Origin of the sequence: Raineyella antarctica (assembly GCF_900092135.1) — a bacterium.
Lineage (GTDB): Bacteria > Actinomycetota > Actinomycetes > Propionibacteriales > Propionibacteriaceae > Raineyella > Raineyella antarctica.
On record NZ_FMYF01000008.1, the window covers coordinates 64,456 to 86,343 of the forward strand.

Annotated in this window: 21 protein-coding genes and 1 pseudogene; 21 read left to right on the top strand and 1 reads right to left on the bottom strand. The window is 69.8% G+C overall.

Annotation, left to right across the window (positions count from 1 at the left end):
- Positions 1-18 precede the first annotated feature (18 nt).
- Entirely contained in the window at positions 19-510 is a 492-nt protein-coding gene (locus GA0111570_RS12290) for a GNAT family N-acetyltransferase (RefSeq protein WP_217634148.1), read from the bottom strand.
- Positions 511-633: 123 nt separating this feature from the next.
- Between GA0111570_RS12290 and GA0111570_RS12295 the strand changes: the two genes are divergently transcribed.
- The 21 genes and pseudogenes from GA0111570_RS12295 to GA0111570_RS12395 all read left to right on the top strand — a co-directional run bounded on the left by GA0111570_RS12295 (position 634) and on the right by GA0111570_RS12395 (position 21,703).
- Positions 634-1,605, top strand: coding sequence for a 1-phosphofructokinase family hexose kinase (locus tag GA0111570_RS12295; RefSeq protein ID WP_092611596.1), 972 nt, complete (start codon positions 634-636; stop codon positions 1,603-1,605).
- Positions 1,602-2,492: a 5'/3'-nucleotidase SurE gene (gene surE, locus GA0111570_RS12300; RefSeq protein WP_092611599.1), complete on the top strand. Its 891-nt coding sequence runs from the start codon at positions 1,602-1,604 to the stop codon at positions 2,490-2,492. The genes GA0111570_RS12295 and surE overlap by 4 nt, the downstream gene beginning before the upstream one ends.
- 10 nt (positions 2,493-2,502) lie before the next feature.
- Positions 2,503-3,036: pseudogene (locus GA0111570_RS12305) on the top strand (YceD family protein); the annotation flags it as partial.
- 275 nt (positions 3,037-3,311) lie between these two features.
- Positions 3,312-3,503, top strand: coding sequence for a 50S ribosomal protein L32 (gene rpmF, locus GA0111570_RS12310; protein WP_092611605.1), 192 nt, complete (start codon positions 3,312-3,314; stop codon positions 3,501-3,503).
- A gap of 2 nt (positions 3,504-3,505) precedes the next feature.
- On the top strand, positions 3,506-4,279 hold the full coding sequence (gene rnc, locus GA0111570_RS12315) for a ribonuclease III (protein ID WP_245703186.1): 774 nt from the start codon (positions 3,506-3,508) through the stop codon (positions 4,277-4,279).
- Complete coding sequence (gene mutM / locus GA0111570_RS12320; RefSeq protein WP_092611611.1) at positions 4,272-5,123, top strand: bifunctional DNA-formamidopyrimidine glycosylase/DNA-(apurinic or apyrimidinic site) lyase; 852 nt, start codon at positions 4,272-4,274, stop codon at positions 5,121-5,123. Before rnc ends, mutM begins: the two co-directional genes overlap by 8 nt.
- Before the next feature lie 151 nt (positions 5,124-5,274).
- Positions 5,275-5,838 carry a GtrA family protein gene (locus tag GA0111570_RS12325; RefSeq protein ID WP_245703188.1) on the top strand — a complete coding sequence of 188 codons (564 nt, stop codon included), beginning with the start codon at positions 5,275-5,277 and terminating at the stop codon, positions 5,836-5,838.
- Between the two features lie 112 nt (positions 5,839-5,950).
- Positions 5,951-6,259, top strand: a complete 309-nt coding sequence (locus tag GA0111570_RS12330) for a hypothetical protein (protein WP_139283235.1) — start codon at positions 5,951-5,953, stop codon at positions 6,257-6,259.
- Between the two features lie 57 nt (positions 6,260-6,316).
- Entirely contained in the window at positions 6,317-7,552 is a 1,236-nt protein-coding gene (ftsY, locus tag GA0111570_RS12335) for a signal recognition particle-docking protein FtsY (RefSeq protein ID WP_245703189.1), read from the top strand.
- 209 nt (positions 7,553-7,761) lie between these two features.
- Positions 7,762-9,339 carry a signal recognition particle protein gene (gene ffh, locus GA0111570_RS12340; protein ID WP_092611617.1) on the top strand — a complete coding sequence of 526 codons (1,578 nt, stop codon included), beginning with the start codon at positions 7,762-7,764 and terminating at the stop codon, positions 9,337-9,339.
- Positions 9,340-9,389: 50 nt separating this feature from the next.
- A complete protein-coding gene (locus GA0111570_RS12345; protein WP_139283236.1) occupies positions 9,390-10,613 on the top strand; it encodes an amidohydrolase family protein in 1,224 nt (407 codons plus the stop codon).
- Positions 10,614-10,850: 237 nt separating this feature from the next.
- Positions 10,851-11,306: a 30S ribosomal protein S16 gene (gene rpsP / locus GA0111570_RS12350; RefSeq protein ID WP_092611620.1), complete on the top strand. Its 456-nt coding sequence runs from the start codon at positions 10,851-10,853 to the stop codon at positions 11,304-11,306.
- Between the two features lie 2 nt (positions 11,307-11,308).
- Entirely contained in the window at positions 11,309-11,560 is a 252-nt protein-coding gene (locus tag GA0111570_RS12355) for an RNA-binding protein (protein ID WP_092611623.1), read from the top strand.
- A 78-nt stretch (positions 11,561-11,638) separates the two neighbouring features.
- Positions 11,639-12,211: a ribosome maturation factor RimM gene (gene rimM, locus GA0111570_RS12360; protein ID WP_092611626.1), complete on the top strand. Its 573-nt coding sequence runs from the start codon at positions 11,639-11,641 to the stop codon at positions 12,209-12,211.
- A complete protein-coding gene (gene trmD / locus GA0111570_RS12365; RefSeq protein ID WP_092611629.1) occupies positions 12,204-12,956 on the top strand; it encodes a tRNA (guanosine(37)-N1)-methyltransferase TrmD in 753 nt (250 codons plus the stop codon). Before rimM ends, trmD begins: the two co-directional genes overlap by 8 nt.
- 147 nt (positions 12,957-13,103) lie before the next feature.
- Entirely contained in the window at positions 13,104-13,835 is a 732-nt protein-coding gene (locus GA0111570_RS12370; RefSeq protein WP_092611632.1) for a succinate dehydrogenase cytochrome b subunit, read from the top strand.
- A gap of 14 nt (positions 13,836-13,849) precedes the next feature.
- Entirely contained in the window at positions 13,850-15,877 is a 2,028-nt protein-coding gene (locus tag GA0111570_RS12375; protein ID WP_092611635.1) for a fumarate reductase/succinate dehydrogenase flavoprotein subunit, read from the top strand.
- Complete coding sequence (locus GA0111570_RS12380) at positions 15,874-16,644, top strand: succinate dehydrogenase/fumarate reductase iron-sulfur subunit (RefSeq protein WP_092611638.1); 771 nt, start codon at positions 15,874-15,876, stop codon at positions 16,642-16,644. The genes GA0111570_RS12375 and GA0111570_RS12380 overlap by 4 nt, the downstream gene beginning before the upstream one ends.
- A gap of 84 nt (positions 16,645-16,728) precedes the next feature.
- The gene (locus GA0111570_RS12385; protein ID WP_092611641.1) at positions 16,729-17,574 is read left to right on the top strand and encodes a carbon-nitrogen hydrolase family protein; all 846 of its coding nucleotides are present in this window, start codon (positions 16,729-16,731) and stop codon (positions 17,572-17,574) included.
- 164 nt (positions 17,575-17,738) lie between these two features.
- A complete protein-coding gene (gene rplS, locus GA0111570_RS12390; protein ID WP_092611644.1) occupies positions 17,739-18,089 on the top strand; it encodes a 50S ribosomal protein L19 in 351 nt (116 codons plus the stop codon).
- Between the two features lie 548 nt (positions 18,090-18,637).
- Positions 18,638-21,703 carry a hypothetical protein gene (locus tag GA0111570_RS12395; protein ID WP_139283237.1) on the top strand — a complete coding sequence of 1,022 codons (3,066 nt, stop codon included), beginning with the start codon at positions 18,638-18,640 and terminating at the stop codon, positions 21,701-21,703.
- Positions 21,704-21,888 lie beyond the last annotated feature (185 nt).

Below are 21,888 nucleotides of genomic sequence, written 5' to 3' on the forward strand. Positions count from 1 at the left end.
GTGCTCAGAGGTCCCTGCTCAAAGGTCCTTGGCCACGAACACGGTCGCCGTCGTGTCGGCCCGGAACCGCTCGACCGGGACGTAGCCGTGTACGCGGGCCAGCTGCAGCCCGGCGACCATCTCCTCGTTCAGGGACATCGCCGCGCGCCGTGCGCCCAGGGCCCGGGCCCGGTTCTCCAGCGTACGCAGCAGCCGGCGGCCGAAGCCCTGCCCGCGGCGGCTCGGCTCGACCCACATCCGGCGCAGCTCGGCGGTGTCGGGGTCGATCAGCCGGACGGCTCCGCAGGCGATCACCGCATCATCGGTCAGCGCGGTGATCAGCAGGAAGTCGCCACGCGGGGGAGTGACCTCCTCGTCGGCGGTCACCTCGGTCAGGGCGGGGTCGAAGCCGTCCTCGAGCATCTCGTCCAGTTCGCGGACGTACGCCTCCATGGCGCGCGTCGCCCGGGAGCTGGCGACCTGCCCCTCGAGGATCCGTACCGGCAGGCGGGCTGGGGTGTTGGTGTCCACGCACCCATCGTGCCCGCTCGGAGCGTCCCGCGGGTCCCGGCTCGGGTACCGGTCCCGTTTCGATCCCGTTGCAGGTCCGTTGCGGCCTTCCGGGCAGGCCTCCCCGGCGAGTAGCGTCCCGCTATGACACCCAGCCCGTCCGGCGCGCCGCCCCGTGTCGCCATCCTCGTGCCCACGCCCTTGCTGGTGGTCGAGGTGACTCCCCCGTACGCCCATCGTGATCGCAGCAAGCACGAGTCGGACGTCCACCTGCACCCGGGCGGCCAGGGCTTGTGGGTGGCCCGGATGGCCGTCTCGCTCGGTGCCCGGGTGACCGTCTGCGGCCCGTTCGGCGGCGAACTCGGGCCGGTCGTCACCGCGATGGTGCAGGGCCACGGCATCGACGTCCACTCGGTGCCCTACTCGATCGGTAACGGCGGCTACGTCTACGACCTGCGCGGGGAGGACCGGGTCGTCTGGGCCCACATGCCCCCGCCCGAGCTCTCCCGCCACGAGGTCGACGACCTGTACGGCTCGGCCCTGGTCGACGCACTGGAGGCCGACGTGTTCGTGCTGACCGGTGCCGAGCCGGCCGACGTCCTGCCGGCACGCTTCTACGGTCGGCTGGTGCGCGACGTCCGCGCCGGGGGAGGCCTGGTGGTCGCGGACCTCAGCGGGGCGGCCGCCGAGGCCGCCGTCGACGCGGGGGTGGACGTGCTGAAGATCAGCCACGAGGAGATGGTCGAGGCCGGCCTGTCCAGTGACGCGTCGGGGGAGGCCCTCGCCGCCGGGGCCGCCCGACTGGTCACGCGCGGCGCCGGCGCAGTGGTCGTCTCGCGGGCCGACGAGGCGGCCCTGCTGGTCGACGCCGACGGCGTGCACGAGGTCCGCGGTCCTCGGATCACGCCGCTGGACCACCGTGGTGCCGGCGACTCGATGACCGCCGGGATCGCCGTCGGCCTGGGCCGCGGGGAACCGCTGGTCGAGGCCGTGCGACTGGGCGCCTCGGCCGGCACGCTGAACGTCACCCGGCACGGACTGGGAACGGGCCGGCGGGACACGATCGAGCGGTTCGCCCAGCAGATCCGCGTGCGACGTCCCAAGGGTGTGGCATGACCCCCCGGGACCGGGCCGAACGGCCGGGCCGGGTACTGGTCACCAATGACGACGGCATCGACTCACCGGGCCTGACCGTGCTGGTGCGTGCCGCGCTGGCACGCGGCCACGAGGTGGTGGTCGCAGCCCCCGCCGAGCAGTACTCCGGTGCCAGCGCGTCGCTGGCCGGTGAGGAGGTCGACGGGCGGATCTCGCTGGTCCACCGGGACCCGCCCGGCCTTCCCCCCGGGGTGCTGTCGATCGGGGTCCGGGCCGCCCCCGCGCTGATCACCTTCCTGGCCGGCTACGGCGCCTTCGGTCCGCCACCGCGCTACGTCATGTCAGGGGTCAACCTCGGGGCGAACACCGGCCGGGCGACCCTGCACTCCGGCACCGTGGGGGCGGCGCTGTCGGCGACCACCCACGGGATCCGCTCGATGGCCGTCTCGATCGCCTCGGGCGCTCCCCAGCACTGGGACACCGCCGAGCTCGTGGCCGGACATGCCCTGGCCTGGCTGGAGGCCAACGACCCCGGTGACGGAGTGCTGAACGTCAACGTCCCCGACATCGCCCCGGACCGGCTGCGCGGCCTGCGACCGGCAGCCCTGGCCTCCTTCGGAGCCGTCCAGGCCCAGGTCCGCCGTGTCGGGGAGGAACAGGTCCAGGTCAGCTACTCGGCCGAGGAGGCCCGTGAGGAGCCCGAGAGCGACCACTACCTGCTCTCCCGCGGCTGGGCGACCGTCACCCTGCTGCGGGCGCCGGTGGCGGCCGTCGGCGGGCCCCCGCTGCCGACGTTCGAGGGGGCGGCGCCGGCCCCCTCCGACGATGCCCCGATCGCCGTCGACGCGGCCCGGGTGATGACGTCACGAGCGGCCCCGTCCGCGGCCGGCCCCCGGGAACACGCATAGACTTCGGCCCATGACCACCCACCACCACCTCGATCCCCGTTCACCGCTCGTTCTGGACACCCACGACCTCGGCCGCCGGGCAGGGGCGATGCGCGAGCTGCACGAGACCATCCCGGCGCCCGCAGGCATCGGCACCCCGGTGATCGGGATCCCCGAGGGCTCCCCGATCGAGCTGGACCTGCGGCTGGAGTCGGTCAGCGAGGGCGTCCTGGTCAGCGGCATCGCCGATGTCCGGCTCGAGGGCGAGTGCTCGCGCTGCCTGACCCCGATCCAGGACAGTTCCGACGTCGACCTCCAGGAGCTGTTCCTGTACGCGGACCAGCACCTGGAGGGCGAGGACGAGGAGGACGTGGCCCGGATGCAGGGCGAACTGCTCGACCTGGAGCCCGCCCTGCGCGACGCCGTGGTGCTCGACCTGCCGTTCACCCCGCTGTGCCGCGAGGACTGCGCCGGCCTGTGCCAGGTGTGCGGCGCCAACCTCAACGACGACCCCGACCACGACCACGGTCCGGCCACCGATTCCCGCTGGGTAGCGCTGGAGGGGTGGAGCTCCGAGGACGGCGATGACGTCGAGGACGACGCCGTGGAGGACGAGGACGCCGAGTACGGGGACGAGGACGCCGAGTACGGGGACGAGGACGTGCCGGACGAGGACGCGGGCGATGGCGAAGCGGCGCAGGCCGGCCCCGCCCCGCGGTCCTGAACGGCCCCGTTTTGCGTTCCGGCGGCCCGGCCGCCTATAGTTATCGCTTGCGTCTACGCGCATTCCCAGACTCAACGCTTGCGTCTACACGCAATCCCAGATAGAAGGAGAGACCCGTGGCAGTTCCCAAGCGGAAGATGTCCCGCTCCAACACGCGTAACCGTCGTTCCCAGTGGAAGGCCGTCGTGCCGACCCTGGTCACCTGCGCCAACCCGGCCTGCCGTGCGAAGCACCTGCCTCACACCGCTTGCCCCGAGTGCGGCCAGTACGGGCCCCGTGGCGAGCGCCGTCAGGTTCTGGACGCCTGACCGTGACCGGTGGCGTAGCACACGCCTCCACAGCTGAACAGCTTCTGGAAGAGCTGGGGGTCGCACCTGATCCCCAGCTCTTCGAGCTTGCCCTCACCCACCGCTCGTACGCGTACGAGCACGGGCGGATCCCGACCAACGAACGCCTGGAGTTCCTCGGGGACTCCGTGCTGGGAGTGGTCGTGACCGAGTACATCTTCACGACCTATCCCGACCTCGCGGAGGGCCGACTCGCCAAGCTGCGGGCCGCGGTCGTGTCCACCCAGGCGCTCGCCCGGGTCGCCCGCACCCTCGGGGTGGGGGAACTGCTCCGGCTCGGCCGTGGTGAGCTGACCACCGGTGGCCGCGACAAGGACTCGCTCCTCGCCGACGCCATGGAGGCGATCATCGGCGCCGTCCACGTCCAGTACGGAATCGACGGCGCTCGCAGGTTCGTCCACCACGTGCTGGACGGCCCCATCGCGGAGGCCGCGACCCTCGGCGCCGGCCTGGACTGGAAGACCTCGGTGCAGGAGATGGCGGCCACCCTGGGGTACGACTCGCCGGTCTACACGGCCTCCTCGGCCGGCCCCGACCACGACAAGCGGTTCACCGCGCACGTCAGCGTGGGGGACCGTACGTTCGGGCCGGGCCTCGGCCGCTCGAAGAAGTCCGCCGAGCAGGACGCCGCCGAGATCGCCTACCGCAGCCTGCTCGCCGAGCACGACCGGCTCGAGCAGCAGCTGGCGCAGCAGGGTGTCCCCGACCGATCCGTCGGCGAGTCGAGCGGTGCCTGAGCTTCCCGAGGTCGAGGTCGTCCGGCGCGGCCTGGTGCCGCACGTGGTCGGGCGGGAGATCAGCTCGGTCGAGGTGCTCCACCCCCGACCCGTCCGACGCCACCTGCCCGGCCCGATCGACTTCGCCGACCGGCTGGTGGGTCGCACGTTGCTGGAGCCGGCCCGCCGGGGCAAGTACCTGTGGCTGCCGCTGGACGACGGCGAGGCGATCCTGACCCACCTGGGCATGAGCGGCCAGTTCCGCGTCGACCCGCCGGGTACGCCCGACCAGGCCCACGTACGGGTCCGCCTCCGTTTCGCCGACGGCGGTCCGGAACTGCGCTTCTGCGACCAGCGGATGTTCGGCGGCATGCAGGTCAGTGACGCGGACGGCGGGATCCCGCCCGAGATCGCCCACATCGCCCCCGACCCGTTCGAGGACGCGTACGACCCGGACCGCGTCGTGGCGGCGATCCGCAGGCGCCGGACCGGCATCAAGCGGGCCCTGCTGGACCAGACCCTCGTCTCCGGCATCGGGAACATCTACGCCGACGAGTCGCTCTGGCTGGCCCGGGTGCACTATGCCCAGGCGACCGATGCGATGTCCGCGCCGCGGGTCCGGGAGCTGCTCGCCGCCGTGCGTACGGTCATGGGGGAAGCTCTCGAACAGGGTGGCACCTCCTTCGACAGCCTCTACGTCCACGTCAACGGGGAGAGCGGTTACTTCGACCGCTCCCTGAACGCGTACGGGCAGGAGGACCTGCCCTGCCCCCGGTGCGGCACGCCGATCCGCCGGGAGGCCTTCATGAACAGGTCGTCCTACCGCTGTCCGCGGTGCCAGCGGCTTCCGCGCAGTCGCCGCTGACCGCTCGTCCGTCCCGGGCGACACCCCAGGCCGGGGCCCCGGTCGCGTACGGCAAGGCCGCTGGGTCCGCGTCATCGGCGCGGTGAGGACGCTGAGCCCACGCCACCCGTGGACGTCACCGCCGGCGCAGGCAGGATAGGATCCTCGATTTGTGACATCCGTGAGCCAAGTCCTGCACCGCTACCGCAACGCCCTGAGGGAGTTCGCGTCCTTCGGCGTCATCGGTGGATCCGGTGTGCTGGTCAACATGGTCGTCTTCGCGGGCGCCAACAACGTCGCGATCCACGTGTTCAACAGCCACGAGTACGACTCCTTCGTCGGGATCCCGGGCACCGACTTCGCGATCCGCAACTACATCGTCTACAACGTGGTTGCGTTCCTGTTCGCCAACGTCTACAACTTCGTGCTGAACCGTCACCTGACCTTCCGCCACGGCCAGCGCGCGCCCTTCCTGAAGGAGTACGGGCCCTTCCTGCTGGTCGGGGCCGTGGCGCAGGTGATGGGCATCGTGATCCTGCAGCTGCTGATGAACCGCACCTCGCCGCTGTACCTGCACAACTCCTTCTTCGTCGACGGGGAGCCGTTCTGGCGCCGCCGCGTCTACTGGGCCCAGTTCATCCAGATCCTGGTCGTGATGCCGATCAACTTCGTGGTGAACAAGGTCTGGACGTTCCGGGTGGTCCGGCAGCGCCACGCCGCCGGCAAGGAGTCGTAGCGCACCGAGGTGGACCGCGGCTGGGGAAGGACCTCCCTCGGCCGTTATCCTGAGGTGGTCCACGCCGGTCGCCAGTCGATCGCGACAGCCGCCGTGGGATCGAGGGGGAGTAGTGGGAGTTGTCGTCGTCTCCGTAGTGGTGGCGTTGGTGGTCGCAGTCGTGGTGGCCGGGATCGTCGTGGTGGGGATGCGGGGTGAGCTGCCCGAGGTCTCCGAGAAGGCCCCCGAGCTCGCCGGCCGCTTCGAGTGGGCCGCCCGGCACCTGTCCGGCGCCGCCGCCCCGTCGAAGCGCATGGCCGACCTGGAGAACGCCGTGACCAGCCGATTCGGGACGCGCGAGCCGGTACAGGCCCCGGCCCCGTCGGCCGAGCCGGTTCCCGCCCGCACGCTCCCGGCGACGGGTGACTTCGGCCGCCCCTGAGCACAAGCCTCACAGGGCGGGGCTGGTCCGGGCCCCGTGCCGTGACAAGATGGGGGCGTGTTGCAGACTCCCATCATCATCAGCATCGTCGTAGCCCTCGTGCTGATCGTGGGCATCATCGCGATCGCGGCGTCCCAGAAGAAGCTTCCCCCGGGTCCGCCCACGCGGCAGATCCCCGGCACACCACCCGCCCCGAAGGACGTGCACGACCAGGAGGCCGACACCGCTGGGCGGGGCTCCACCGGCGTCGCCGTCGAGGAGCGTCCGGCCGAGCCCGGCGGCCCCACCACCGTTGCCCCCGGTGAGCCGGTCGAGGAGGCGGTCGAGGCCCCCGAGGTCGCGGTTCCGCTCGACATCCCCGAGTCCCCGCGGACCCGGATGGCCCGGCTGCGTGCCCGACTCGCAGGTTCGAACAACGCCCTGGCCCGAGGCCTGCTCATGCTGCTGTCCAGCGACAAGCTGGACGAGGAGACCTGGGAGGACTTCGAGGACACCCTGCTGACCTCCGACCTCGGCGTCGGCCCCACCACCGAGCTGGTCGAGAAGCTGCGGACCCGGCTGCGGGTGGAGGGCATCTCCGAGCCGTCCCAGGCGGCTGCCGCGCTGCGCGAGGAACTCGTCGCACTGGTCGACCCCACCCTGGACCGCAGCCTCAACGTGGACCGCAACGGGGCGCTGCCGGCCGTCGTGATGGTCGTCGGCGTCAACGGCACAGGCAAGACCACCACCTGCGGCAAGCTGGCCCGCGTCCTGGTCGCCGACGACAAGGACGTCCTGCTCGGGGCTGCCGACACCTTCCGTGCCGCCGCCGTGGAGCAGCTGGCCACCTGGGGCGACCGGGTCGGTGTCCCGACCGTACGGGGCGCCGAGGGTGCCGATCCGGCCTCGGTCGCCTTCGACGCAGTCGCCAAGGGCATCGAGCAGGAGGTCGACGTCGTCCTGATCGACACCGCCGGCCGGCTGCACACCAAGACCGGCCTGATGGACGAGCTCGGCAAGGTCAAGCGGGTCGTCGAGAAGAAGGCGCCCGTCGGGGAGGTCCTGCTCGTGCTCGACGCGACCACCGGCCAGAACGGCCTGACCCAGGCCCGCGTCTTCGCGCAGGAGGTAGGGATCACCGGCATCGTGCTGACCAAGCTCGACGGCTCGGCCAAGGGCGGCATCGTGATCCAGGTGCAGCGCGAACTCGGCGTCCCGGTCAAGTTGATCGGCCTCGGCGAGGGTGTCGACGACCTGGCACCGTTCGACGCCGAGTCGTTCGTGGACGCCCTGCTGGAACCCGCCACGCGCTGATCCCCGGCCCCTTCCGCCACCGCAGCGGCCCCGCCCGACACCCCGTCGGCGGGGCCGCTGCCACGTCCGCTACGACGGCCCCCGGTGCACCGACGGACCTGTGGTGGGCCACGGCGCCCGCTGATGGGTATCCTTGGGCGACAGGTGCCGCCCGCACCGGGCGTACGCCCTGCACCTGACCACAGCGTCGAGTAACCCCGAGGACCATCTTGTTCGACACCCTGCAGGACCGCCTGGCCGCGACATTCAAGAGCCTGCGCGGCAAAGGCCGGCTGACCGACGCCGACATCGACGCGACCGCACGAGAGATCCGCATCGCGCTGCTCGAGGCCGATGTCAACCTCTCCGTGGTCAAGGAGTTCGTCAACGCCGTCAAGGTACGGGCCCGCAACGCGGAGCTCTCCCAGGCGCTGAACCCGTCGCAGCAGATCGTCAAGATCGTGAACGAGGAGCTCGTCGAGATCCTCGGCGGGGAGACCCGTACGGTCCGCTTCGCGAAGCAGCCGCCGACGGTCATCATGCTCGCCGGCCTCCAGGGCGCCGGCAAGACGACCTTGGCCGGCAAGCTCGCCACCTGGCTCAAGCGTGAGGGCCACAGCCCGCTGCTGGTCGCCGCCGACCTCCAGCGGCCCAACGCCGTCAACCAGCTCCAGGTCGTCGGCCAGCGCGCCGGCGTGCACGTCTATGCCCCGGAGCCGGGCAACGGCGCCGGCGACCCGGTCCAGGTCGCCCGCGACTCGATCGAGGAGGCCCGCCGCAAGCTCTACGACGTGGTCGTCGTCGACACCGCCGGTCGCCTCGGCATCGATGCGGAGATGATGCAGCAGGCGGCCGACATCCGCGCGGCCGTCCAGCCGGACGAGGTGCTGTTCGTCGTCGACGCGATGATCGGCCAGGACGCGGTCAACACCGCCAACGCCTTCCAGGAGGGCGTCGGCTTCGACGGCGTCGTGCTGACCAAGCTCGACGGCGATGCCCGCGGTGGTGCCGCCCTGTCGATCCGCAAGGTCACCGGCAAGCCCATCATGTTCGCCTCCAGCGGCGAGAAGCTCGAGGACTTCGACGTCTTCCATCCCGACCGGATGGCGTCGCGGATCCTTGGCATGGGCGACATCCTCACGCTGATCGAGCAGGCCGAGCGTACGTTCGACGCCGAGGAGTCCGCCAAGGCCGCTGCCAAGCTGGCCACGTCCAAGGGCGGCAAGGAGTTCGGCCTCCAGGACTTCTTGGACCAGATGAAGGCCGTCCGCAGGATGGGCCCGCTCTCCAAGGTCTTCGGGATGCTGCCCGGGATGGGCGACATCAAGAGCCAGATCGAGAACATTGACGAGAAGGAGATCGACCGGATCGAGGCGATCATCCTGTCGATGACCCCGGCCGAGCGCGCCGACGTCGCGATCCTGAACGGCTCGCGCCGGTCCCGGATCGCCAAGGGCTCCGGCGTCACCGTCACCGAGGTCAACAGCCTGGTCAACCGCTTCGTCGAGGCGCGCAAGATGATGGCCTCGATGGCCGGCGGGATGGGCGGGATGCCCGGCATGCCGGGCATGGGCGGTGCGCCCAAGGCCGGCAAGCAGCAGCCCAAGAAGGTCAAGAAGAAGGGCAACAAGGTCTCCGGCAACCCGGCCCGCCGCAGCGTCACCGCGGGGCCCGAGGACCAGGCCGCCACAGCGGACGGTTCCGCGTTCGGTGCGATGCCCGACGAGGTCGACATGGGCAAGGCGATGCAAGACTTCCAGCTCTCGCCCGAGCTGCAGCGGATGTTCGACCAGCAGCGGAAGGGCTGACAGGCCGGGCGCGGGACACCAGACTGGGGACCGACCCCAGGAGGTGCCCCATGTCCGACCCCGGCGACGTCCACGGCTCGCATCCGCAGGCCCACGGGCCGAGCGTCCACCCCCATGAGCCGTACGTCCACTCCCACGACGGCGGTGTCCCGCACCTGCACCACCACGGTCACGCCGCCGTCCCGGCCCCCGACCTCCGCGAACCGGGCCCGGACCTGCACATCTCCGGCGTCCTGCTGCCCGAGGAGGAGTCCGTCGACCTGTGGGTCAGCGGTGGTCGCTTCGTCGAGGGCCCGCTCGCGGGTGCCACGACGCTGGCCCGCGACGTGTGGATCCTGCCGGGCCTGGTCGACGCGCACTGCCACATCGGCCTGGACCACCACGGTGCCGTCGACGCCGAGCATGCCGAGCAGCAGGCCCTCACGGAACGTACGGCGGGCACGCTGCTGATCCGCGACGCGGGCTCGCCGGCGGACACGCATTGGATGGACGAGCGCGAGGACCTGCCGCGGGTGATCCGCGCGGGGCGCCACATCGCGCGTCCCAAGCGCTACATCCGCAACTACGCCCAGGAGGTCGAGCCGGAGGACCTGGTCGCGGCCGTCGAGGAGCAGGCCGGTCGCGGCGACGGCTGGGTGAAACTGGTCGGTGACTGGATCGACCGGGACAAGGGTGACCTGGCCCCGCTGTGGTCCCCGGCCGTGGCCGCCGAGGCAATCGCCCGGGCCCATCGGCTGGGTGCCCGGGTGACGGCCCACTGCTTCGATGAGCAGTCCGCGGCCGAGTTGGTCGAGGCGGGCATCGACGGCGTCGAGCACGGGCCCGGCCTGACCGACGACGTGATCGAGCTGATGGCGGAGAACCAGGTCGCCCTGGTGCCGACCATGGTCAACCTGGAGACCTTCCCCGAGATCGCCGCGGCGGGGGAGGCGAAGTTCCCCAGCTACGCCGCCCACATGCGCGACATGCACGCGCGACGGTTCGAGACGATCGGCCGGGCGCGCGAGGCGGGGGTGCCGATCTACGCGGGGACCGATGCCGGGGGAGCGCTGCCGCACGGGCTGATCGGGACCGAGATCGAACTGCTGGCGAAGGTCGGCGGCATAGCGTTCGCACTGGGGGCTGCCTCCTGGCGGGCCCGGGAATGGCTCGAGGTACCGGCGATCGAGGTCGGTGCCTCGGCGGACCTGGTCCTCTACGACGCCGATCCGCGCACCGATCCGGGCATCATCCGCCATCCGCGGGCGGTCGTCCTGCGGGGACGGGTGCGCTGAGCGACCTGGCCGCCACAGAGGGCGATCGCGGGCGCGTCCCGGATCTCTACCGGATCGGGATTTCCTTCGGGCAGGTGGACGTGGCACAATGGCGGATGCATCTGTGCCCTCGGTCCCCTCTCATGCCGGGCGGTACGGATCCATCCGGGCCGAGGTGCCGGTGTCCCCACGCCGAACCCCGTCCCATCCGACCTCCCCGGGGTGTCCCGGGAAATTCGTACAGGAGTATCCACACACGTGGCTGTCAAGATTCGACTGAAGCGGCTCGGCAAGATCCGCACCCCGCACTACCGTGTCGTCGTCATGGACTCGCGCTCCAAGCGTGATGGTCGCGCCATCGAGGAGATCGGCCAGTACCACCCCAAGAACGACCCCTCGATCATCGTGATCGACTCCGAGCGGGCCCAGTACTGGCTCGGCGTGGGTGCCCAGCCGACCGAGGCCGTCGTGGCGCTGATGAAGCGTACCGGTGACTGGCAGAAGCACACCGGCGACGACTCGATCCCCTCCGGTGTCGACCCGCAGCCGGCCCGCCCCGACAAGGACGCCATCTTCAACGCGCAGCTCGCCGACGCCAACGGCCTGTCCGTCGTCGAGGCGTTCAGCGCCAAGAAGGCGGAGGCGAAGAAGCCCGAGGCTCCTGCCGAGGCTTCCGCCGACGAGTCTGCCGCTGACGAGCCGGCCGAGGCCTGATCATGCTCGCCGAGGCACTCGAGCACCTGGTCCGCGGCATCGTGCCGCATCCCGATGACGTCCAGGTGGAGGACAAGACCCTTCGTCGTGGCCGCATGCTCGAGGTGCACGTCCACCCCGACGACATCGGCAAGGTGATCGGTCGCCGTGGTCGCACGGCCACCGCCCTGCGTACCGTCATCGGTGCGCTGGCCGGTCGTGAGTCCGTCCGCGTCGACTTCGCCGACATCGATCGCCCGCGCGCCCGTCGCTGAGGGCGGTCGCCGAACTGTACAACCCGCGTGCCCCGCAGTCTCCTGGCTGCGGGGCACGCGACGTCCCTGGGAGGAACCATGAGCGAGACCACCACCGTGGTCGTCGGCCGGATCGGCAAGCCGCACGGCATCAAGGGTGAGGTGTCGGTCGAGCTGCGCACCGACGAGCCGGAGCGTCGCTTCGCGCCCGGGGAGCGCCTGGTCGCCGAGGACTCGGGACGTACGTTCGTCGTCGCCGGGTACCGCTGGCACCAGGGGCGGCTGCTGGTCAGGTTCGATGGGCTCGGCGACCGCACCGCGGCCGAGGCCGCCCGCGGGTCGATGCTGACCGCCCTGGTCGACCCGGCCGAATTGCCCGAGGAGCAGGACGCCTACTACGACCGCCAACTGGTCGGGCTGCGCGTGCTCGCCGCCGACGGCACACAGGCGGGCGAGGTCACCTTCGTGGTGCACCTGCCGGCCCAGGACCTGCTCGAGATCCGCACCCCGGAGGGCGACCGCCTGGTGCCCTTCGTGTCCGCGCTGGTCCCGACCGTCGACCTGGCCGCCGGAACCCTCACCCTGGCCGACATGGAGGGCCTGCTCGACGACCTCGACGCGCCGGCCGAGGACGACGGCCCCGGCCCGGAGCGAGGCTCCGACGATGCATGAGCCGCCGCGCCACGACGAACCGGTCCAGCGGATCGACATCGTCTCCATCTTCCCGGAGTACTTCGCCCCGCTGGGCCTGTCCCTGGTCGGCAAGGCGGTGGCCTCGGGGCTGCTGGCGGTCGACGTGCACGACCTGCGGGACTGGACCCACGACCGCCACCGTACGGTCGACGACACCCCCTACGGCGGGGGAGCGGGCATGGTGATGAAGCCCGAGCCGTGGGGCGAGGCGCTCGATGCGCTGGTCGACCCGGAGCAGCCGCCGGTGCTGGTCGTACCGACGCCCTCCGGGGTCCCGTTCACCCAGGCGCTGGCCCACGAGTGGGCGCACGAGCCCCGGCTGCTGTTCGCCTGCGGCAGGTACGAGGGCATCGACGCCCGGGTGATGGACCACGCCCGTACCCGGATGCAGGTCCGCGAGGTCAGTCTGGGGGACTACGTCCTCAACGGTGGCGAGGTCGCGGTGCTGGCCATGGTCGAGGCCGTGGTCCGGCTCATCCCCGGGGTGATCGGCAACCCCGAGTCCCTGGTCGAGGAGTCGTACGCAGAGGGCCAGGACGGGCTGCTGGAATACCCCGTCTACACCAAGCCCGCCAGCTGGCGCGGCCTGGAGGTTCCCCCGGTGCTGCTGTCCGGGGACCATGGCAAGGTTGATGCGTGGCGTCGCGAGCAGTCCCTCGACCGCACCCGTGCCCGTCGCCCCGACCTGCTGGCCGCCGAAGGGGCCGTGGCGGACGCGTCGTAAGGGTGTATTAGGGTGTGAGAGTGGTCACACCTCCGGTGACGGACCTCGGCCCGGCGCCGTGCAGGTGTGACCGGGGCGACAGCAACTGGGTCACAGTTTGGCCTGTCCGCGGTCACCACGCCTCAAGGGTGCTCTAGGGTGTGTGCCGTGGCGACAGTAACCCTCACAACCAAGCAGCGAGCAGCACGCTCCACCGTGGTCTGGAAGGCCGTCATGGCCCTCACCGGACTACTCATGGTGGGCTTCCTGCTCTTTCACATGTACGGCAACCTCAAGCTCTTCGCGGGCATGGAGGCCTACGACACCTACGCGCACCACCTGCGCATCTTCTTCGAGCCGATCCTGGCGAACCGGGTATTCCTCTGGATCGTCCGCGTCGTGATGCTGGCAGCAGTGGTGCTGCACATCGTGTCCGCGATCGTCGTCAGCCGCTCCGCCTGGAGCGCGGCAGGTGCGGGACGGCGCTACCAGTCCGGCAAGAACAAGAGCGGTCTGCAGCGGACCTACGCCTCGCGCACCATGCGCTGGGGCGGCGTGATCATCTTCGTGTTCGTTATCGCGCACCTGCTGCAGTTCACGGTGTCCTCGCTGCGGACCGAGGCGATCATGCAGACCTCCCCGTACGCCCGTGTGGTGGCGGCCTTCGAGGTGTGGTGGGTCTGGCTGGCCTACCTCATCGCCCTGACCGCGGTGCTCTTCCACCTGCGGCACGGCATCTGGAGCGCCTTCACCACCCTGGGCCTGCACATCGGCCCGGTCGCGCGCCGCAACCTCGATGCACTCTCGTGGATCGTTGCAGGAGTCCTGTGGGTCGGCTTCCTGGCCCCCGTCACCTGGATCCTGATCGCCCAGCCGCCCATTCCGGGCGCGAGTGCCTGAGGAGGACTCTGAACATGACCACCACTACTCGTGAGTCCCAGCGGCTCACCACTCCCGAGTCCCTCTGGCTCGAGGGCAATGACATCCACGACACCAAGGCTCCGCTGGATGCCCCCATCGACAAGATGTGGGAGCAGCGCAAGTTCAGCGCCAAGCTGGTGAACCCTGCCAACCGGCGCAAGATGTCCATCATCATGGTCGGCACCGGCCTGGCCGGTGGCGCCGGCGCGGCCTCGCTCGGCGAGATGGGCTACAACGTCCTGAACTTCTGCTACCAGGACAGCCCGCGCCGCGCGCACTCGATCGCTGCCCAGGGCGGCATCAACGCGGCGAAGAACTACCGCAACGACGGTGACTCGACCTACCGCCTCTTCTACGACACGGTCAAGGGTGGCGACTACCGTGCCCGGGAGACCAACGCGTACCGCCTGGCGCAGGTCTCGGCCAACATCATCGACCAGTGCGTCGCCCAGGGCGTGCCCTTCGCCCGCGAGTACGGCGGCCTGCTGGACAACCGCTCCTTCGGCGGCGTGCAGGTGTCCCGTACGTTCTACGCCCGGGGCCAGACCGGCCAGCAGCTGCTGATCGGTGCGTACCAGGCGCTGGAGCGCCAGGTCGCGGCCGGCACCGTGAAGATGTACGCCCGGCACGAGATGCAGGACGTCATCGTGGCCGACGGCCGCGCCCGCGGCATCGTGGTGCGCAACATGGTCACCGGTGCGATCGAGACGTACTACGCCGACGTGGTCATCCTGGCCACCGGCGGCTACGGCAACGTCTTCTACCTGTCGACCAACGCCATGGGCTCCAACGTGACCGCCGCCTGGCGTGCGCACAAGCGCGGCGCCTACTTCGGCAACCCGTGCTACACGCAGATCCACCCGACCTGCATCCCGGTCGCCGGTGACTACCAGTCGAAGCTGACGCTGATGTCGGAGTCGCTGCGAAACGACGGCCGGATCTGGGTACCCAAGCGCGTGGAGGACTGTGCGAAGGACCCGCGCCAGATCCCCGAGGAGGATCGCGACTACTACCTGGAGCGCATCTACCCGGCGTTCGGCAACCTGGTCCCGCGTGACATCGCGTCCCGCCAGGCCAAGTACATGTGCGACGAGGGCCGCGGCGTGGGCCCGGCGATCGAGGAGACCGACCGGACCACTGGCGAGACCGTCGTCCGTCGCCGTGGCGTGTACCTGGACTTCACCGACGTCATGCAGCGCCTGGGCCGCAAGGCGGTCGAGGCCAAGTACGGCAACCTGTTCGACATGTACGCGCAGATCACCGGTGAGGACCCCTACGCGACCCCGATGCGCATCTACCCCGCGGTGCACTACACCATGGGCGGCCTCTGGGTGGACTACGACCTGGAGACCTCGATCCCGGGCCTGTTCTGCGCCGGCGAGGCGAACTTCTCCGACCAGGGCGCGAACCGCCTCGGCGCCTCGGCGCTGATGCAGGGTCTTGCCGACGGCTACTTCGTGATGCCGACGACGATCCCGAACTACCTGGCCGGTGCCCCGTTCGAGCCGATCGACGACTCGCACCCGGCAGCCCAGGAGGCGATCGCCGCCGTCAAGGAGCGCACCCAGAAGCTGCTCTCGATCAAGGGCTCCCGCAGCGTCGACAGCTTCCACAAGGAGCTGGGGCACATCATGTGGGAATACTGCGGCATGGAGCGCACCGAGCCCGGCCTGATCACGGCGATCGGCCAGATCCGCGACCTCAAGGCGGAGTTCTGGCAGAACGTCAACATCACCGGCGAAGGCGTCGGCCTGAACCAGACCCTCGAGCGTGCGCTGCGCGTGGTGGACTTCATCGAGCTGGGCGAGCTGATGTGCATCGACGCGCTGCAGCGGCGCGAGTCGTGTGGTGGCCACTTCCGCGCCGAGTCGCGTACTGAGGACGGCGAGGCCCTGCGCCACGACGACCAGTTCCTCTACGTGTCCGCGTGGGAGGCTGCGGGCCAGGACGGCAAGCCGATCCTGCACCGCGAGCCGCTGGCCTACAACAACATCGAGCTGAAGACACGGAGCTACAAGTGAACGTCACCTTGCGCGTATGGCGCCAGAAGGACGCCCAGTCCAAGGGCAAGATGGTCGACTACAAGCTGCAGGACATCGACGACCACATGTCGTTCCTGGAGATGCTCGACGTCCTGAACGAGCAGCTGACCGCCAGTGGCGAGGAGCCGGTGGCCTTCGACTCCGACTGCCGTGAGGGTATCTGCGGCATGTGCGGCGTCGTGATCAACGGTGTTCCGCACGGCCGTGGCCAGACCACGTACCAGACCACCACGTGCCAGCTGCACATGCGTGAGTTCCGCGACGGCGATGTCATCGACGTCGAGCCGTGGCGGGCCAAGCCGTTCCCGGTGATCAAGGACCTGGTCGTCGACCGGACCTCCTTCGACCGGATCATCGAGGCCGGTGGCTTCATCTCCGCCCCCACCGGGACGGCCCCCGAGGCCCACTCGGTCCCGGTCCCCAAGGCGGATGCCGATCGTGCGTTCGACGCCGCGACCTGCATCGGCTGTGGCGCCTGCGTGGCCGCCTGCCCGAACGGCTCGGCGATGCTGTTCACCGCTGCGAAGATCACCCACCTCGGGTCGCTCCCGCAGGGCCAGCCGGAGCGTCGCTCGCGCGCGCTCAGCATGGTCGCGCAGCACGACGCCGAGGGCTTCGGCAACTGCAGCAACATCGGTGAGTGCAGCGCGGCCTGCCCCAAGGGCATCCCGCTGCAGTTCATCTCCCGCCTCAACCGCGACCTGTGGGGCGCGCTGAGCACGGTGGACGGCAAGCACCTCGGCTGACCACCACGCCTGACCTGGGCCCCCATCCCGCTGCGGCGGGGTGGGGGCCTCGTGCGTCCCGCCTCCGTCGCCTACGGTGGGCACATGCGTATCGCTCTCGCCCAGATGGTCGCCGGACCAGATCCGCAGGACAACCTCGCCGAGCTCGGCGGGTGGGTGGCCCGGGCCGCCGACGCCGGTGCCGACCTGGTGGTGTTTCCCGAGGCCACGATGAAGGCCTTCGGCGGCTCCCTGAGGGGTGTCGCCGAGCCGCTGGACGGTCCCTGGGCCAGGGGTGTGGCCGCGTCCGCCGAGGAGCACGACATCGTCGTCGTGGCAGGCATGTTCACTCCGGGAGCCCCCGGAGAAGGGGATCGGCCCCGGGTCCGGAACACCCTGCTGGTGACCGGTCGAGGGATCCATGACGGCTACGACAAGGTCCACCTGTTCGACGCGTTCGGCTTCCAGGAGTCGCGCACCGTCGAGCAGGGGGAGGCCCCGTGCTCGGTGAGCGTCCCCGCCCGGGCCGGCGGAGGCACCGTGATGGGCCTGACGGTCTGCTACGACGTACGCTTCCCGGCGCTCTACACCGCTCTCGCCGAGGCCGGCGCCACCACCCATGTCGTCGCCGCCTCCTGGCAGGACGGTCCCGGGAAGCTGGAGCAGTGGCGGCTGGTCTGCCGCGCCCGCGCGATCGACACCGGCAGCTGGGTGCTCGCCTGCGGCCAGGCCGTCCCGGCCGACCCCGCCGCGCGCCGCAGCGCCGCCCCCACCGGCGTCGGGCACTCGATGGTGGTCGATCCCGTCGGCATGGTCGTGGCCGAGCTGGGGAAGGAGCCGGGACTGCTGGTGCACGACATCGATCCGGGACTCGCTGCGGCGACCCGTCGGGAGCTCCCGGTACTGGCCAACCGGGTGGCCGACCTACCCGCCGTCCGACGCCTGGCCTGATCGGCTCCGCCCCGGGATTTGGGGCGCCGGGTCGGGGTGTGACAGAATGACTGGCTGTTGCCCGCGCAGGTCGCGGCTCCTGCCACAGGGGGGCTGTCTGCGATGCGGGGGCTGATATCCATCCTGACTGCAAGGTGGCCTGTGGCACCGGCGAGGAACGAACAATGAGCAAGCTGATCGAGGCGGTCAACGCCGCCTCCCTGCGTAACGACATCCCGGACTTCCGTCCCGGCGACTCCGTCAAGGTGCACGTGAAGGTCGTCGAGGGCAACCGCTCCCGTGTCCAGATCTTCGCCGGCGTCGTGATCGCCCGCGCCGGTGCCGGCGTGGCCGAGACCTTCATCGTCCGCAAGGTGAGCTTCGGTGTGGGCGTGGAGCGTACGTTCCCCGTGCACAGCCCGATCATCGAGAAGATCGATGTCGACCGCCGCGGTGACGTCCGCCGCGCCAAGCTGTACTACCTGCGCGATCGCCGCGGCAAGGCCGCCAAGATCAAGGAGAAGCGCTTCAACTGAGCGAGCTTCTCCCGCGACGGTCCCCGTACTCCGGAGTGACCTGTCGCTCGAGCTGCGATCAGCCCCCACCGCCCCTGACCTCGGGGATCGGTGGGGGCTGAATCCGTCTCTCCAACGTAGGTGCTGGTCGGCGATGGGACCCTCCCGCGCTCGCGGTGGAGACTTTTGTAGACATGACGAGGCGGCGCGACCGTCCTAGGCTCTTGTCAGATTCATGGGAACGCCCGGCTGTCGATGCCGGCACCATGAAGGAGGCAGCCATGGCCAGCAAGGGCGACCACCGTCTCATCCCGGTGACGGGACACCAGGTTGTCAGTGCGCCGTCTCGGCGCCACGGCGTGATGTTCAGTCCCTCGTCATCCCGGTCCCGGCTCGGTGTGGTCGACAGTGGGCGCCGGTACGAGGTACGTCTCACGTCCGGAGGTCTCGTTGAGTACAGCACCGACGCAGGTGTGACCTGGCGGCCCGTCCTCCCGCTCGCCGATCCCTGCACCGGCTCGGTGCCCGCTCCCGTCCTCTCCTTCGACGAGCGGCGCAGGGGCGAGGCGATGTCGAACGTCCGTTTCGACATGATCTCGGTGGGGCGCGGACGCATCCTCGCCAAGGAGGCGGGGACCGATCGGATCTTCCACCTCGTCATGGATGAGCTCTTCCGGACCTATCGCGTCACCGGCCCGGACTGCGACCTCGGCCTGACCCCTGGCAGGCACGAGGACCCCCCGGTGCCTGGCTTCTACATGAAGCTCGACCCGGAGTTCTTCCGCCCCGGCGCCGCCGACCTCACGGTGCCGCCTGGGGCTGCGCGAGACTACGCAGAGCATCCGGCCAGCCTGAGGCTCCCCGTCTTCGCCGAGCTGCTGAAACTCGAGGCGACCGACCTCATGCTCGTTCTGCAGCAGCCGCGGGTCTGGTACCTGGTCGATGCCCGTTCGCCACTGATGATCACGGGACCGGATGACCTCCGAGTGTCCGAGGCCGACTTCCGGGACATCTTCACCGAAGCCAGGCTCCGCGAGATCCTGCAGGCGGTGGTCGACGGATACGCGGAGCAGCTCCGCCTCGCGGTGCGCGGCCGCTCCGAAGACGAATTGCGTCGTGCCCTCGGCAGTCTCAGCACCGATCAGTTGCGCGGACTGGTCGAGGACGAGATCCGTGACCGCGCGGGGGATTGGGTCGCCGAGACGGCTGTCGAGGTCTTCCGTGGCCTGATCGACGCGCTGCTGACAGCGGTCCGAGACTGGTTGCGTGACGTGGCGGCGCCGTTGGTGGCGCAAGCCGTCGGTGAGGCGATCGGGCCCGCGATCATCGGCCCGCTGGCGTCCGCGATGCGTCGCCAGATCGAGCAGGAAGGCTTCGGTGCCCTGTTGGTGCCCGGCAATGGCCTTCTTCTCTTGACCCTCTACAACCTTCGGCGATCCGATGCGTTGCGCAGTGCTCCCGGGGGCCGACTGGCGCTCCATCCTGCCAAAGCACTTGAAGCGCTGACGGGCATGCCTGGCGTCGAGCCCCTCGACGAGGCGATCGCAGAGCTGATGCTGCGGGCGCGGCGCCGGGCGGTGGAGGCTCCGCCGGGCGGCTGGTCCGATGGACTTCCGACGCCCAACCAGCCGCCCCATTGGCTGCCGACCTATGAGCACATCCGTTACGAGAGGGCCGATGGATCGGCGCCACAACCTCGCTACGGCATCCAATTCTCCGAAGTCCTCGACATCGGCGTCGGGTACAGCCATTGGTCAGAGCACTGGCAGAGCCACTTCGGCGGAGAGATCCACTCATTGCTCGCGACGCGTCCAGCCTTCCAGCAGGAGCGCTACAACCTCATGCAGTACCGCTTCCTCAACGGTCCGGTGATGGATGGAGACGCCTTCAACGACGGCACCACCAACTTCTACCTCCTGGTCAGACTCGGAAAGGTGGAAGAGGCGCAGGCGGTTCAACGGCAGCGATTCGCCATCCTGTGGATCGATGAGCAGACCTACTTCACGCAGCGCTGGCGACTCCTTCACCCGACAGCCGACGTGCTCGGCGATCTCTTCTCGCTCGCCCACACCATCAAGGACAACCCCACGTGGTTTCCCTACTCCGATGAGACGTTCTGGCAGGAGCGGTACTGGTCGCCGTTCGACGACGAGCTCATCACCGAGGACAGTCGCATGGTGGTCCGTCGCCAGATCGTGGCCGTGACCGGCTACGACCCCGACCGGGGCACGCACGAGATCTACACGATCTGTTTCAATTACGGCGTCTCCGACTACACCTGGCGCTGGCGCCGATACCCATCCGCGGAACAGGTGCTCATCGACCGCGAACATGCCCAGGACCGCGACCCGACCTATCCGGACACCGTCCCAACCGGTCCCGCCGACGCCTACGTACTGGTCAACACGCTGGACATGAGGGACGACACGACACTGCAGGTACGAGGAACCATGCGCCTGGGCGTGGTGGCACCTCCGAATCCGCCCCCGCGTCCCGACCCGGCTCCCGCGTTGCGCCCGGTCAGGTGGGTGCAACGCTATCTGCCCGCGGACGGCCGGCACGTGCCGCGCCCCTACCAGCTCACAGGCGGCAAGCCCGCCGTCGGCTTCGGGCACCCATGGGACGTCGTGTCGGAGGAGGCCTACCGTCGGGCCGACCGCTACTACCAGTTCGGCGTCTACACGGACTCCATAGACTCCCGCTGCCAGTACTACAGCGTCGAGCTGCTCCCGGGCGATGACGGCACGGTGCCGACCCTGGCCGACGTGACGGGCGCCGTATGGCGCAACGGCTGGGATGACGGCTCCGGCTACGCCGACTGCGGGAGCGCGCCCACCCCCGCAGGGCGCTTGGACATCAACACTGTGAACTTCGCCTGGACACTCGCGCACGATGCTGATGATCCGGCCTACATCGACGTCGGCTCGGGGAAGTTGCTCCGCAATCGACGGTGCCTGCCGACCATCTCCATGTACGAGCGAACGACGAGATTCAAGCTGCTGCAACGTGACCCACTCGGTCTGATCGCCGTATTCGCCGACAAGCGGGACGACGAGCTGCAGCCAGCCAGTGACCTGCCACGTGAGATCGTGCTCACCGAGGACTTCGAGCACTCGACGGTCCCTGACGAGTGGGAACAGGAGACGGGAGGAGTGGCGAAGCCACCTCCGGTCACGACACCTCGCACGATCCGGCTGCTGGTCCGATCCAACACCAGGCTCGTCCACCCACCCGTGGTGACGAAGGCACGTGTCATGCGCGTCAAGGGCCAGGGCAAGCACGGCCTGCGGGTGACCTTCTGGACGCCACAGGACGAGAATGAGGTGTGCCGCAACATCTGGCAGGTCAGTCTGGCCGGTGTGGACGCTTCAGGGGTGCTGCCGATCTTCCAGCGCGTGAGGTTCCCGTCCTTCGTCCGGCAGGGCCAACCGACGGCGCCGCTGCCCCTGGACCACACCGGCGAACTGGGGGACACCTGGAGGTATGAGTGGGTCTGGGAGGACATCGACAAGGAGATGGCGGCCCGAATCGATCGGCTCTGCACACCGGCGGGACACATCGACTACGCCACGAGTCTCTGGTTCGAGGACGTGGTCGGTCACGTCAGCACAGCCGACCTCCTGGTGTTCGAGTGAGCGTGGACGAGCGCCCTGCGGTCAACGGTGAGGTTGTCCAGGCCGGGGCTCGTCGCTGAGCCGGCCGGCGTGTAGGCCCCGAGCGCCGCCCATGGTCGGCGCGGACGATTGCGGTGACCCGGCCGAGCCTGGCGGAGCGCTGGGTTTGCTGATCCTTGCGGTGCTGGGCGTACGATCGTCGTGGC